Annotated in this window: 11 protein-coding genes and 1 pseudogene; 6 read left to right on the top strand and 6 right to left on the bottom strand. The window is 55.3% G+C overall.

What is annotated here, in order from left to right:
* Positions 1-118: 118 nt before the first annotated feature.
* The 3 genes and pseudogenes from RTCK_RS13590 to RTCK_RS13580 form a co-directional block, all read right to left on the bottom strand.
* Positions 119-1501 carry a glutamate-1-semialdehyde 2,1-aminomutase gene (locus RTCK_RS13590; RefSeq protein WP_408004543.1) on the bottom strand — a complete coding sequence of 461 codons (1383 nt, stop codon included), beginning with the start codon at positions 1499-1501 and terminating at the stop codon, positions 119-121.
* Positions 1502-1723: 222 nt separating this feature from the next.
* Complete coding sequence (locus RTCK_RS13585; RefSeq protein WP_142593190.1) at positions 1724-2452, bottom strand: LuxR C-terminal-related transcriptional regulator; 729 nt, start codon at positions 2450-2452, stop codon at positions 1724-1726.
* Between the two features lie 555 nt (positions 2453-3007).
* Positions 3008-3434, bottom strand: a pseudogene (locus RTCK_RS13580) (transposase); the annotation flags it as partial.
* Positions 3435-3585: 151 nt separating this feature from the next.
* On the opposite strand from RTCK_RS13580, the gene RTCK_RS20930 reads away from it, so the two are divergent.
* The 6 genes from RTCK_RS20930 to RTCK_RS21240 all read left to right on the top strand — a co-directional run bounded on the left by RTCK_RS20930 (position 3586) and on the right by RTCK_RS21240 (position 9213).
* Positions 3586-3723 carry a hypothetical protein gene (locus RTCK_RS20930; RefSeq protein WP_235988708.1) on the top strand — a complete coding sequence of 46 codons (138 nt, stop codon included), beginning with the start codon at positions 3586-3588 and terminating at the stop codon, positions 3721-3723.
* Positions 3724-3996: 273 nt separating this feature from the next.
* Complete coding sequence (locus tag RTCK_RS13570; RefSeq protein ID WP_142593188.1) at positions 3997-5196, top strand: glycosyltransferase family 4 protein; 1200 nt, start codon at positions 3997-3999, stop codon at positions 5194-5196.
* Between the two features lie 293 nt (positions 5197-5489).
* A complete protein-coding gene (locus tag RTCK_RS13565) occupies positions 5490-6641 on the top strand; it encodes an MraY family glycosyltransferase (RefSeq protein WP_142593187.1) in 1152 nt (383 codons plus the stop codon).
* Positions 6628-7326: a YdcF family protein gene (locus RTCK_RS13560; protein WP_142593186.1), complete on the top strand. Its 699-nt coding sequence runs from the start codon at positions 6628-6630 to the stop codon at positions 7324-7326. Before RTCK_RS13565 ends, RTCK_RS13560 begins: the two co-directional genes overlap by 14 nt.
* Positions 7323-8576, top strand: a complete 1254-nt coding sequence (locus RTCK_RS13555; protein ID WP_235988694.1) for a hypothetical protein — start codon at positions 7323-7325, stop codon at positions 8574-8576. The genes RTCK_RS13560 and RTCK_RS13555 overlap by 4 nt, the downstream gene beginning before the upstream one ends.
* A 22-nt stretch (positions 8577-8598) precedes the next feature.
* Positions 8599-9213, top strand: coding sequence for an LbetaH domain-containing protein (locus RTCK_RS21240; protein WP_142593185.1), 615 nt, complete (start codon positions 8599-8601; stop codon positions 9211-9213).
* A gap of 115 nt (positions 9214-9328) precedes the next feature.
* On the opposite strand, the gene RTCK_RS13545 is transcribed toward RTCK_RS21240, so the two are convergent.
* The 3 genes from RTCK_RS13545 to RTCK_RS13535 form a co-directional block, all read right to left on the bottom strand.
* Complete coding sequence (locus tag RTCK_RS13545; RefSeq protein WP_142593184.1) at positions 9329-10609, bottom strand: glycosyltransferase family 4 protein; 1281 nt, start codon at positions 10607-10609, stop codon at positions 9329-9331.
* Positions 10606-11802 (bottom strand): glycosyltransferase family 4 protein, encoded by a 1197-nt coding sequence (locus RTCK_RS13540; protein ID WP_235988706.1) that lies wholly within the window; start codon positions 11800-11802, stop codon positions 10606-10608. Before RTCK_RS13540 ends, RTCK_RS13545 begins: the two co-directional genes overlap by 4 nt.
* Positions 11803-12647: 845 nt before the next feature.
* Positions 12648-12872 carry a hypothetical protein gene (locus tag RTCK_RS13535; RefSeq protein WP_142593182.1) on the bottom strand — a complete coding sequence of 75 codons (225 nt, stop codon included), beginning with the start codon at positions 12870-12872 and terminating at the stop codon, positions 12648-12650.
* Positions 12873-14312: the final 1440 nt, after the last annotated feature.

Raw genomic sequence — 14312 nt, 5'->3', positions numbered from 1 at the left:
TCATTCGCCAAGTGACACACATGCAACTTAGCGAAGCTCACGTCCGGCGGGTATTGAGGAAAATGGCGTCAGCTATGGTTCATTTGGTGCCATAGTCGAGGCGGCCTACCCCTTTCGTTTAGCGCGAACTTTGGTAGGCGATATTTTGCTCTCCATAAACCGTTTCCTGGCGCAGCTGGTTGTAGGCGCGGAAAACTACGTCCGAGGGGGGGCCTACTAGGTAACCTTCCACTCCGTCCTCAAGCGCCTTTCTGTAGACGAACAGTGCCTGGTCGATGGCATCTGCCGTCTTGGCGATATCCTCGTCCGAATGGCTATAGCTGACAACAAGGGACGGTGCGAGCAGGCCGCGGCGGATGGTCTCCTGCAAAAAGAGCGTGCGGAACAACTGTGACGGGCGCCCATCACTGTCAAGCGTCACATAGCTCAGGCACGCGGGATGGCCGCCGACCTTGAAATGGCCATGAAGACCATGGCTTGCGATGCTGTCATTGATGGCATGTCGCAAGGCATTGCCCTGCTGCACCAGATGTTCCACAACCGGCTCAGTGCGATATATCGCCATTGTTGCCATGGCGGCAGCCATGGCATGGGTCTCGGCACCATGCGTGGTTGAAAGAAGAAAGACGCGGGGATGGGACGTTTGGGTCAGTCCCCCGCGTTCCATAAATTCTCGCTTACCACATAGTGCAGAGATCGCGAAGCCGTTGCCAAGCGCTTTTCCAAAACAAGATAGATCAGGCGTAATGCCAAAAGTTTCCTGGGCCCCGGCGACGCCCCAGCGGAAGCCGGTGATCATTTCGTCGAGCACGAAAAGAGCGCCATGGTCATGGCAAAGATCACGAAGCTTAAGGAGGAAACCGTCTTTAGGAGGATCCCCCCTGGAAGGTTCCAATATGAAGGCAGCAATCTTGCCGGGGTGCTCTCGCAATAGCGCTTCGACGCTCTCTAGGTCATTGTAGCGAAAGCCGACCGTGAGAGTTCTGACCGCCTCAGGAATGCCTGCATTCATCTCAGTTGTGCCGATGAACCAGTCATCGGTGGAAAAGAATGGGTGGTCGACGCAGCGCGCCACGAGATCGCGGCCCGTAATCGCTCGGGCGAGCCGCACCGCTGCGGATGTAGCGTCGGAACCATTTTTACAGAACTTTACCATCTCCGCGCGGGGGACGGTTCGCAAGAAAGCCTCGGCACATTCCACTTCTATCCTAGATGGTCGAGTGAAGTTGCAGCCCTGATCCAGAGCCCGGCGCGCTGCATCCACCACAGGCGCAAAGCAGTGCCCCAATCCGACGGCGCGATTACCCATGCCGAATTCGATATACTCGTTGCCATCGACATCCCATACATGTGAGCCGTACCCCTTTTCGATGAAACCGGGAGACAGCAGTGGGTACTGGTCGTCACCCTTGGCATAGGTGTGAGCGCCACCCGGAATGCTCCTTTTGGCTCTTTCGCGCAGACTGTTTGACCTCTGAAAATCCTCAACAAGCTTTATCACGGCGAATGCTCCTGTTCGGCGCGGGCCTGGAATCAGCGCAAGGCGTCGGCAATGGGCATCGCCGACAGCACCCGGGTTTGGCCGTGACATAAACCCTCACTAAGGCCTTACCTGTGCAAGTCAGATTTGCCTCCTCGGCAATGTTCAGGCACGCGCTAGTCCCGTGTCCACGAACTATAGCGCAAGCTGCAGAATGTCGTCTTAGAAGCTATGCCGTCCCTCTTACGAGTTCAGGATGCCAGACATTTTGAAGATTGCTTCTGTCCGGTTCCGCGCATTCAATTTCTTCATGATGCTCCGGATGTGGACCTTCACCGTACTTTCCCTAAGATTGAGCTCGTAGGCGATGATTTTATTCGGTTTCCCGCGCGTCAGTGCGTCGATGACCTCCGCCTCACGTTCCGTGAAGAGTGCAGCCCTTTTTCGCTGCCGTTCCTCCGCTGTAGTCAGGAGGCTTCTTAGGTCGCCGAGACTGTCAGCTGACACGAAAGATCCTCCAACCAGCGCTAGTGAGATGGCGCCAACGCAGACCGAAAGTCCCATGGATGAAGAAAGATATCCCTTCACACCCAGCTCGAAAGCGCTCAACATCTCCTTGAGATCACCATTCTCCGACAAGATGATCACCGGTACGCTTGAGTGGCTTTGGATTATCCGTTTGACGCCGCTTCCTAAGCGGTCGTCGCATAAACTTGCTCTGCCGAGGTTAATCAGCAAGCCGATAGAGTCCGTTTCTAAGTCTACGAAATCCAGGCATGCTTCTATGGATTGATATGCTTCCACTTCCATTTGTAGACCATGCGCAACGAGGCTTTTTGCGAGACATTCGCGTTCTAAAGCGCGCTCATCGATGATGATAAGCTTTTGCGGGGCGCAACTTGGTACATTGCCTGAGAACGGACCTAGAGGCGCGGCGCGATGCGCATAGCTGTCGGATACTGCTGTCGACATGTATTGACCCCCGATTTTCGGCACAATTGATACTTCTGCCGTCATGGCAGTTATGCATTGTGCTAAATGTTTGCGGTTCTACCAGATGCTACAAGTGCAGTTCAGCCTAAGTAATACTATTACATCCACGAATAGGTGAGCTGCCCTATACACTGCTTATCCTCCTTAGCCGGCGATCAGCAACCTAAGGATGGTCTACTATAGCAGTTTCTTAATATTCGTACAGACAGATTCGTAAGCGATTCGATTCGATAGTATAGCTAAGTCTAAAATAGCAAAAGCGTGATATTAATATATGGTTAGATTGAGTATTACATACGGCAGGCCAGACAGTCATCATACATCCCCGCATTAAAGAGGATGTGCATTGGGTGAGTAACAGGTATGCGTATGATGTACAGCATTCGATTTTTGAAGGGCAGGTTTGTGCTGATGTATAGGACAATTTGTCCTTAATACTCCTCCTAGCTAAACGGATTCGACTTACTCGCTTCATATCCTTCTGGCTCGAATAGTGGCGGTATTTCTCCGTTGTGAATGCTGAGGGGCTGTCAGGACGACTGACCAGAGTTCGTCAACGGTTCTGGCGGCGGCGTTCCTGAGGAGGGCCTGGAGCTTGAAGAAAGCGATCTCGATCGGACTGAAGTCTGGCGAATATGGCGGCAGGAACAAGGCCGCGCTCCGGCTTTCTCAATGACCTCGCGCGCGCTGCCGATCTTACGGGCAGGAAGATTGTCCATGACAACGATGTTCCCGGGCCGAAGCTCAGGCGCGAGAACCTGCTCAACATAGGCGGGCAAGGCTGGGCCGTTCATGGGGTCGTAGAGCAGCATCGGCGCGGTCATGCCCGACAAGCGTAGGCCGGCGGTAAATATCGCCGTCTTCCACTGCCCGTGGGGAATGGCCGCCCGACATCATTCGCCGAAGGGCGCTCTGCCGGCAACACGGCCATCTTCGTGGAAGTCGCAGTCTCGTCGATGAAATCAGCCGCTCAATCATATTAGGTGCCAGATGAAGGCCGTGGACAAAGCGATCATGGCGCTGACAAGGACGTAAACCTCCAAGCCAGGTTTGATATCCTCGTCTCGATCCCCGGCGTGTCGAGGATCACGGCCTTTACGCTTCTTATCGAGATGCCGCCGGAACTGGGTGAAATGGATGGAAAGTCCGCAGCAGCTCTATCCGGTCTTGCGCCGATAATCCGACGATCCGGACAATGGACCGACGCGCATTCAGAGCTGGCAGCAGGCCATCGTCCGGTAGCCAGTTAATATGCCTGCCCTAGCGGCTTGATCAAAACGGATACTCTGGCCGTAGCGGGCCTTGAATTGGCTCGCTTCCGATATGTTACGCAAAGTACCCCTTTCGCAGCGGATTTGGCTTAAAGGTGGCGCGGACCTGGTGACCTCCTTCCATCGGTGGATCCGGACAGCCAAGATGACGACTACAACTGCGACGAAATCGCTGCACTCTTCGGAGGTGGCGGTGCGCGACGAAGCAGCCCAGCTGGCACTGCTGCGCATCAATATCTCAAGGAGGTCCTGGTGAAGCTCGCATATTTTGTTCTTCCGCATTTCGGTGGGACCTACACGGTGTTCAAGAATCTGCGGCTTGGTCTTGCAGCTTTCGATGTTGATCTACAGTGGCTGGGGGTCTGCGATCAGAACTACACTTTGCCCAACGCCATGAAGCAGGAAGCTGAGTTTGGACTTCTGGTGGCAGTGAAGTCAGGCTCCTCCGGGGAGGAGTGCGGACAGCAAGTTGCCGAGGCCATCAGGGATAACGGCTTTGACGGCATTATCATCAATGTTCTTGGCGATCAGGTTCAGACAAACATCGCTCGCTACCTACCCGACAATATTCTTCGGCTGATGGTGGTTCACAACATCACGCCTGGCACCTATGCGGCGGCCAAGGCAATCCGCGACCACGTGCATGCCACGGTATGTGTTGCAGAGCGTGCAAGGACGGATCTCGTAGACCATTACGGCTTCCCAAAGGCGCGCACGCATACGATTTTTAACGGCGTCGATTTATCAACCTTTCGAGACCAGCCGCATAGGATGAGATCGACGTCTTCACCTTTAAGGCTGCTTTTCGTCGGTCGCATTGAGGATAGCTCTAAAGGGGTGTTCTGGTTGCGCGAGATCATCGACGCCTTGCCTGAGACTATCAAGCTGACGATCGTCGGAGATGGTCCAGACATGGGGAAGCTGCAAAGGCGGCTTGTCCCATACAAGAGCAGGGTCGTCTTCGAAGGAGCGGTTCCCGGAACGGATGTGGCAGGTTATATGGCCACCCACGACGTTCTGGTCATGCCGTCGCGCTTCGAAGGCTTTCCGATGACGCTTCTCGAGGCGATGGCGGCGGGCTGCGTTCCCGTTGTTTCTGAGATCAAAGGGGTGACCGACACTATTGTGCGGGAGGGGCAGAACGGCGTGCTTTTTCCAGTGGGGGACTACACGGCCGCGTCGCGTGCGGTCGTCCAACTTAACTCAGAGCGGAACCTATTAAATTGCATGTCGGCAGCGGCGCGCGAGACGGTAAGCATGCACTATAGCATTGACGGGATGGCTCAGCGCTATCACGACGTTCTAAAGACTCTGAAGCTCTTCAGCCCAATGCTGGCGCCGCCCTTTGAGATGGAAAGTTGGAGATTGCCGCCCGGTCTTCGGCCGGGACTTCGGACCTATATCCCGCTTCCGCTCAAGAACTGGTTGCGCGTGATGCGCGAGCGGATTTGAAAGTCTCCACAAGTACAGTACCGAAGCTGACCGTCTTTTTCGCGCCGGACATAGCCGCCTGGTGGCTTTGGTCGGCGCGACGAGCGCATTGTGTACTTGGAGATGTCATGACCTTGTTGCCAGGCAGCCCAGCTCAGAAGGCTTAGCAGGAGTAGTCATCCGACCTGCTACCTCTCCCTATGAAGGATGCGGGAGCTCCGTTTGCAGACATAGGTTCGGGCAGGAACTTCTCATAGGATTGTTGGGGAGTAACTGACGCTTCTGCGGAATCACACGGTCTCTGGGGGTAGTCTATGGCATGGCTGATCATACACACATTGGCCACCTTCAGTCTGGTTGTTTCAATCATTCTTGTTCTGCGACGTCTCAGCGCAAAACTGGAACTAATAGACAGACCTGACGGCATCAGAAAGCAGCACAGAGGCCAAGTTCCGCTTTGTGGTGGCATTGCCATTGTCGCGGCTTTCGCGTTGACGACGTTCCTCACTGATCGTGCCACAAATTTCGCTCCAGCTTTCTGGATTGCATTGACCTCGCTAGCCGTTCTAGGTGTGGCTGACGATCGGCGGCCACTGCCTGCGTTGTTCAGGTTTTTTGTCCAACTTGCAGTTGCCGTTCTCCTGGTTGCCTCGGTCCCGGTGGATCCCTTGCTACTTGATCTACCCTTCGTCGAGTCAGCGTTTGGACTCCTGCCCTTAATTTCGCTGGTCGGGACCCTTTTCATTGTCGGACTTGTTAACGCGTGGAACATGATGGATGGGGTGGATGGGCTTGCAGGCGGAGCGGCGGCAGTTGCGCTGGTCTGGCTGTTGTTGGTCGCAGCACACACTGACGCAATGGCGATTGCTGAAGCTATGGAGACGCTGCTCATCTGTATCTGCGGCTTCCTCGTCTTTAATATGCGTAGCCCATGGCGGATTCGTGCCAGCGTGTTTTTAGGTGACGCAGGCAGCATGGCGCTTGGACTGGCGATTGCCTATGTCATACTCGCCTTGGCAACGGGTTCGAGCCCAGTGTCATTCATTGCGCTGCTTTGCATCGTGGTCGTACCGATCACCGACACGTTGAGCTTGATCATCAGAAGGCTGCACGCAAGCCGCAGCCCCATGTCTGCAGATCGCTGGCACCTTCACCATCTGCTGATTGACCATGGGATGAGCTCAGCATCCACGACATGGACAATCCTGCTCATATCCGCATTCTGCGGCGCCATCGGCTATGCAGGTATCCGCTTCCGTGTCGCTGATGAATTGCTGACCTTGGTGCTCCTCACGATCATGGCGGTCCATACCGTCTTTGTGCTCCTGGCCACTGGTCGTTTGAGGAGGCCACTCAGGGGTTCCGGCGTTGGAACAGGTCTTCGAGCTAGGCGGCTCGAAGTGGTGAATATTCCACCGGCCGTCAGTGCATTAGATAGGAGCGGCAGTGCCGATGTTGATGCATGACGCGCGATTTCCGTTTGAGGTGCTGGTCGCCCGGGGCACAGTCATGAGAATCGAATCTGCATTAGTGACAAGACGCGCTAAAGGCCTAGCTCTTTTCGTGTCTTGTGCCCTGGCCATGGGTTCTTGCCTGTATGGTGGTGCACTCTTGTGGGCTGATGCCTTGCTTACGACCAGGAGCGCACCCAAACATGCAGAGGTTATCGTCGTGCTCGGGGGGGACGGCCCACGGCGAGCTGCACACGCAGCCAAGTTATGGACGTCAGGATTGGCAGCATCGGTGCTTGTCGTGGGGCGAGGGGATTGCCTCTACATCAGGCAGCGCCTGATTGATGATGGAGTCCGGCCTGAAACGATATCTCTGGAATGTCGATCTGCCTCGACTTGGGAGAATGCGCAGTTTGCGGAACCTCTTTTAACCCGCATGGGAGCGCGTAGCGCGATATTGGTGACGAGTTGGTTTCACTCCAGACGGGCCTTGCAACGATTTCGTTCAGTCATGCCTGAGATAGATTGGATTTCGCTTCCGACCCACAGGTCCGGCTCTATGTGGGATCTTGCCAGTGGCAGCGACGGGCTCTACGTGTTCAAGGAATACCTAAAGATCCTTGTTTATCAGGTACGTAGCAGCATCACCCTCCTGTCTGACAAACGGAAAGCTATGTCTTCGATGGGAGGCGAGCCGTGAACGTCTTCCTCGTCGCCTGCGTATTTGCTGTTACAGTTGCTTTGCTTGGATCGGGCATGTTGGCCCGAGGGCGCATCTATGAATTTCCCTTTCTGGTAGGAGCTATCACGTTTGGATTTATCCTGCCGCAATTGCCGGGCGTTGCGATGGACGACTTTCTTCCGGATCATGCCTTCGCCCGCACAGCGACCTTCACGTTAATGTGTCTGTTTATGTCTTGGTACGGTTGGAGCCGCCGCAAGACGCCATTTTTCGTGTTCCGTATAGACTTTGACGAAAGTAGGCTTCTCATCGCTGCTGCGCTCTTGTCCGCCGCTGGGGCGTATTTCTACCTGAAGCTCAGTCGATTACCTGGTGATCTGGTGATCGGCGTTCAAATGAGCGGTGTCCCGGTCATCTACATTTTCTTCTCTAGGCTGCTCAGCTACGGCATGGTGATTGCCGCGCTCTGCACGGCGAGGCGTCCATCCTGGCTGAGCGCGTCGATTCTCGCCTTCGGCCTGATATTCTATCTCGATCGGATCATTGTAACGGGCAAGCGAGCCGAGGCAGTAGAACTGCTCATCATCTTCGCTCTCGCGCTTTGGTTTTACAGAGGGGTCGCGGCCCCCCGTGTTCTGGCTGTGGCCGGCCTCCTGCTTGGGACGCTCTTGATGAACAGCATGGGCGACTACCGCACCATCACTCAAGCCAATAACGCACCTATTTGGGACGATGTTCGTAGGATCGACGTAATCGGAAACTTCCAAGAGGTTATGCAGCAGGGCGGAGAGGAGATGCGCAATGCCATCAGGCGCATCGAACACACAACAGACACGATGCAGTTCGACTATGGCAAGTTTCATTGGAATAGCTTGATCTTCAGCTATGTGCCGGCGCAAGTCGTCGGAGCCGACTTCAAGCAGTCAATGATGTTAGATGAGCCACCAGGCTCACGCGACTATAGCCCCGTCTTGGGGACAACTGAGACAGGTATGGCTGATGCCTTTCAGTCCTTCTGGTACTTTGGCGCCTTTAAGTTCTTTCTCCTCGCCTATGTGATGCGAGGAGTTTGGATCACAGCCAATCGCGGCGAATTCGCAGCTCAGTTCGTCTATTCACTTTCAATCGTTCCGGCCATGCACGCAATCTCCCATCAGACGGATTGGGTCCTAATGGTCTGGGTGCATATGTTGATTTTTGCCGCACCGGTTCTTACCGGCGCCATCGTGCCGCGCCGGCGGCCGGCCTCATCATTACGTCCAGTCTAGAATTGAATAGCTGAGGTGATCCGTGCGTTCGAGATACGATGATCCTACGTCGAGATGTGCCGCTAAGCCGCTGCCGCGGTTTGGCGGACCGACAATGACTTTGCGCTCAAGGCTCATGCGTCTGTCTTGGATGTGCGTGTGGAAGTTCTTCGCGTCTTGGACCCCGCCACATTTTCGGCGCTGGCGCAACATGCTGCTTCGTTCTTTCGGTGCAGAGATCCACGCGACGGCCATGGTTCATTCCAAAGCAATCGTGTGGTGGCCTGGGCATTTGTCAATGGAGCGATATGCCTCTTTGGGTCCGGCCACGATCTGCTACAATGTGGACAGGATCACGATCTGCGAATTTGCCTCCGTCTCTCAACGCGCCCACCTGTGTACTGGCTCGCACGACATCCAAGACAGCGGCTTCCCGCTCACCACCCGCCCGATAGTAATCGAGGCAAACGCTTGGATTGCGGCTGAGGCTTTTGTGGGCCCAGGCGTGGTGGTTGGAGAGGGCGCTGTCTTGGGAGCAAGAGGCGTCACCGCAAAGCCACTCTTGCCGTGGACTGTGTATGTCGGCAACCCTGCCAAGGCCGTCGGCTCGCGCAGCCCTCAATCAGCAGCAGTGTATGCTCTCAATGACGCCGACTGAGATCGTGCCAAGGCCGGGATCATCGCCAAGCTGTTGAGACAGGAAGTCTCACCGTATCGGCATAATTGCTATCCGCGGGACGGGACCTAACAGTAATCGTAACGCGAGAAGGAGGTTAGGCCAAAGCATATCCACCAATGGGCTTTCCGTCGACTTGCAAGGCTGTGGTTGCGCCGCCGGACAGGCCAAGAGCGGCGATGAGGCGGTCACCGTAGGCCTCTACCGTGTATTCTTTCGCGCGCTCTGCCGCATTGTGCGACATCCACTGCCTCAGACCGTCGTCCTCGGCAAGTCGCAACAGCCCGGTCACGATGGAATCTGGCTGCCGGGGAGGCACGATAAAGCCGTCAACACCATCCCGAACCACGCTCCCCGTGTTTTCAGTCGTGATCACCGGTAGTCCGGCAGCGAGGGCTTCGTAAACGGCCGTGGCGGATCCTTCGCAGATGGAAGGAAGCAGGAATACATCTGCCCGTCTGAACTCTTCTGTTATCTGGGAGCGAGGAACGACCCCTCTCAGTTCAACCCATTGCGCAATTTCCTCCTGCACGCTCCGCGGCACCTTTGTGCCTCCCACCATCCTGAACACCGCGAGCTCTCCGGCCAATTCAGCAGCCTTCACCACGTAAGGAGAGCCTTTGCGAAGGCCTACCTCGCCAACCGTCAATACCCTTAATGGTCCAGGCGCGCGGATCGACCGATCATAAATATGGCCTTGGTTGACGCCGTAGGGGACGACGACGCAACGGTCTACTGGCCCACCGCAGGCCATGACGTGGTTGCGCACGAATTCGGAAGGACAGACGATGATGTCAGCCAACTCCCACTCGGCCTTCTCCCGGTCTATGAAGGCCTGAGCGAAAGGATTCTCCGACTGCGCCGCCCATTCCGGAAAGCGCTCTACCTCTCCATTGTGTAGCGCTTCAACGACTTCGCGAGGTGCAATCATCTGCTCGACGGCTGTCCACAATCGCTGTTTCTTGGCTTCCCGAAGCTGCTCCAGCGCATCTCCGCTGAAGGCGTATAGGCCTGAAGCGCCGCGGAAGCCGCGAGATGCTACCAGCTTTGAGAAGCTAGAACCTGCCCACACCGCGTGCCGCGTCTCATCAAGAACGTCCTTTCCACGCAAACGCCGGAAAGCTGAAAGCATGCCGAAAAGCGGAAAGTCTGAAATTAGATCGGCAGGTATCCCAATGGGCCGGCGAGCGGCCAATCGCTCAAGAGCTGGAGGAAGCGTTTGCGATGGGAGCGCGCGCAGCAGTCGTGGCAATCCCTTAGTTGCACATATGTCGGTATAGAAATGGGCGAGGACTCCTTCCGACGCCATTATGCGAGGCACTGCATAATGCATTCGCGCACCAAGCTGGCTCACGACCACCTTCCGGTTCCGGTTCATGAGTAAGACCTTTGGGCAAGGGTGGGAGTGGTGGTGATTGGTGTGTCCAATTGCGTCATCAACGCTGCCCATCGATCGATCGCATTCTCTCTAGAATATCTGGACACCAGCAGTTGCCGCGCAGCGCGACCCATCGTAACAAGAGCCTCGCGATCTTCCTGAAGCTCAACAATGGTTGCTGCCAATGCGTCAGCAGCGCCAATGGGAATCGTTCTTCCGCATCCGGTTTCAGCAAGAACCCGAGGGACCTCGCCATCTACATCACCGATGAAGATGGTCGGCCTGCCGGCGGCAAGAATGCCATAGAACTTGCTCGGTACGATGCAGTATTCGAGGTCCGGGAGGAGAGAAACGAGATGGGCATCAGCGACACTGAGGCTTTCGGCCAAGTGCTCGGCGGGTTGCAGCGGTTTGAAGATCATGTTGTCGAGCGAAAATGCTCTTGCCGCCTCTACGACAGAAGGCAACTGATGACCGTCACCGATCATCAGGAATTTGATGTCACTCCTGTGCTTGAGCCGCTTGGCAGCCTCGATGATTGTTGAGAAGTCATGCGCTCGGCCGAAGTTTCCTGAGTACCCCACCACAAACTTGTCCCCGAGACCCCACCGAGCCCGCAGATCGTTATCAACCGGGTCGACCGGTTGAATCTGAGCACCGTCAGCCCAATGATGCATGACCCTCATTGGATGACGGAGGCCCGCTTGCTGCAAATACTCCTGCATGCGCTGCGTCGGGCACACGGTAACGCCTGCAGTCTGCAAAGACCAATTGCGGAGAGCAACCGCCATCTTGCCGAGACGTTGCGAACGACGGAACATGCCTAGCTCGAGCGCCGTTTCGGGAAAGAGGTCCATGATCCAGTTGATCATAGTCACCTTCCTCATGCGTAAGGGGATTGCGGCAGTTACCGAAACCATTGGTGGGTCCGTGCAAACAATCACAATGTCCAATGGTTGGGTGTGACGAAACAACCAGATGAAGGCGAGTAGGTGGAAGGAACAGTAGTCAATGCTTCGGCCTAGCAAATTGTGCCTGCCAAAGCGTGTTGCCCCTAATCGCCAGACCATCGCGCCACAGATAGTATCTCTGGCAGAAAGACAGTCACTCGCGTCATTGTGTAGCTCGCGACTGCATACGATCTGAACATCATAGCCCCGCTCCACAAGAGCGAATGCAACGGATGTGATCATCCTGCTCGTCGCAGATTGATCTGGGTAAAAGTAGCGGTTGACGAAGATGACCCTCATCGGATGTTCCATACAGCTGTTGAGGCCGACATTGTCGTCTGGACGCGGTGATGATCAAGCTCACTTAAAGTTCGTGCGAAGCCTCATCCCAATGGCTACGGAGATCGAACAGGAGGGTATCCGATGGATAGGGCTACGGGCGCTGTTGGAGAAGAGGTGTAGAAGGTGAATTTTTGGTCGTCGATGGTCCGACCTACGCGGCGGCCCACATGCAGGCAGGTGGAGTTGGTGCTGGACCCAGGAACGGTCCTTCAAATCGGTCTCGGCAGAAGCTTTCGCTGACGAGAGCCTCCAGGGAAACCTTTAGATCGCGTTGCTGGTAGTGAGCCTTCTATGACCGAAGGAAGATCAATCGAATCTATAGCTATTACTGCAGGTATACGTGTGGTAGCTGAAGCACCGAAACGGTCGAACTCCGTCTTGCTGTAGGGCTCTAGTGCACGATGATCCCCGGTCAAAAACAACATACCGTTCGCGAAAAAGCCAGCGCGTCGCAAGTTCCGATAGAAAATCCCGATCTCCCTGTCAGAAATTCGGATCACATGTTGGGATAGCCGCCGCTGGCTGGAGTAGACATCTTCGTAGTTTTTTCAGCGACGGTGAATCAGTCATGGGCATGCACGATCCCCCCGCACCTATTCCGATCCTTCGTCTCTTCGCTGGTCCAGGCTATTCGGTACAAGGGCTAGAAACAGGTGAACAACTGGTCCACCCCCTTCCGGGCACTGTTAGGGTCGCGCACACCAGCGGCAGGATAAGAAGCGATTGCCTGTTTAGGCGCTACAGCGTCAATCCGGCGGCTGAACTTCCTGGATGTAGTCTCCTCTGATGATCACTCGAATGATCTTCGAACCGGGATCATTTAGGAGACCTGCCCAAGCGCGCGCATCAACCTGAGTTGCAAAGATCGCTTCAGGATCACCCGTCTCTGATGTGACGTAGCCCCAACCCTCTTGCGGCGTTCTATTCGGCATGGGCAGGAGCAGGCGCCCATGCGTATCAACTTTCGACATCTTTCGCTTCCTCTTGGACTTCGAATTCGAAAATCTGATCAACACACCAGTGGTCATGAACGACACTGTTGGCAGCGACTCAGCCTTTCACTGCGCCCCGCTCTCGCCCCTGATAGCTCCTTAGGCGGTGGTTGCTTCTTAGGTAGCGGCAAAGCCTTCGTCGCCGAGCAGACGACCAAGAGGCTATTAAATTAGATGGGATGCCGCCAGTTGCGCGAAAGAAGTAGACCGACTGATCGAGTCTAGCCCGTATGTGCAAGAAGTCGTCCTTTCTGACGATCCTTACCATCCTGATCTTCTATCCTGCTCGAGCTGAGACAATAGGCGCTTCTCATAACGTCGCCGGGCCGCGTCTTCGCAGTGGTCCACATACCTCGCTGTTGCGCTAGATGTCGTTGAGCAAGGGGGAGGAACCAATATCCGCGTCGTTCGTGTCTGGTGCAGCCTCTTGATCGAGACGACATGCGCCCCACGCACGCGCGGAGGCGTACCTGAAAACCTGCAGTAGGAAACGTTCTGCGCGGATCGATGCCTGAGAATAACGTCAGGGAACTGAAAGCTGCAGTTCGATGGGACCTTGTCAGCAGATGTCATCCGAACATCAATGGTTTCGCAGGCAAAGGATGACCCGCACGAGAACGATGCACTTACGCGCAAATATTATAGCCTGCCGGGGGATCCATCCCTCTTTATTTCGGAGCTACGAGCGCACCAGGTCCGGATAGTCCCTAAGGCTGATCCGCTTACTGCTTTTGGCCGAATCTGCGGGTCTGGTTCGCTGTTCTATCGTGATCGTGCACCCAACCGGTGGATTGGGACACGGGTTCGTATGCTCCTTACCTCATCGAACCCGTGTCCCCTTTTGGATACGATTGCATGGCAACGCAGAACCACGGGAGTGAGGTGATCAACAATCCAGTTCTAGCTGGACTTGGTGCCGTGCACGATCAGGTGCCTTCTCCCGGAAATTAGCGGCCCTGAAGCAAATGCTGCCGCCTTTTGGAAGTGGCTGGTCACGTTTCCAACCTCAAAACGATGCGCTTGATGCGTCCGCCAAGAAGCCGCTACTGATCCTTAGGCTTCCGTTTGCCACAGATTTCCGCCACAGGGGGGACAAACAATTTGAGGAGACCCGTCAGAACCCTAACCCACCCGGCTTTCTTTGTTTCTGTCGCGTCGGTCAATTGACAGGCAGAACGACTTCCTATGGCACAACTCCTTCCGAAATATTCGGCTCCCGCAGCGAAAGATCCGGATCAAGCGCTTCCTCATCACCAGATCCTACGAATAACTAAAGCCGCTGACTTCAACGGATTGTTTGAGCAGGTAGGCTGCGCCGACGGGTATCGACTGCCTCGTTGGAGCTACCGATAGATGAGGTCTGTCCGTAGGTGCCGAAGTCATCCTTAATTGTGCAGAAGATGCCGTGCATAAGCAGCA

The sequence above is a fragment of the Pseudorhizobium endolithicum genome (genome assembly GCF_902153245.2).
Classification (GTDB): domain Bacteria; phylum Pseudomonadota; class Alphaproteobacteria; order Rhizobiales; family Rhizobiaceae; genus Neorhizobium; species Neorhizobium endolithicum.
Note: the sequence above shows the minus strand (reverse complement) of the source record. Positions and strands in the feature narration are given on the sequence as shown.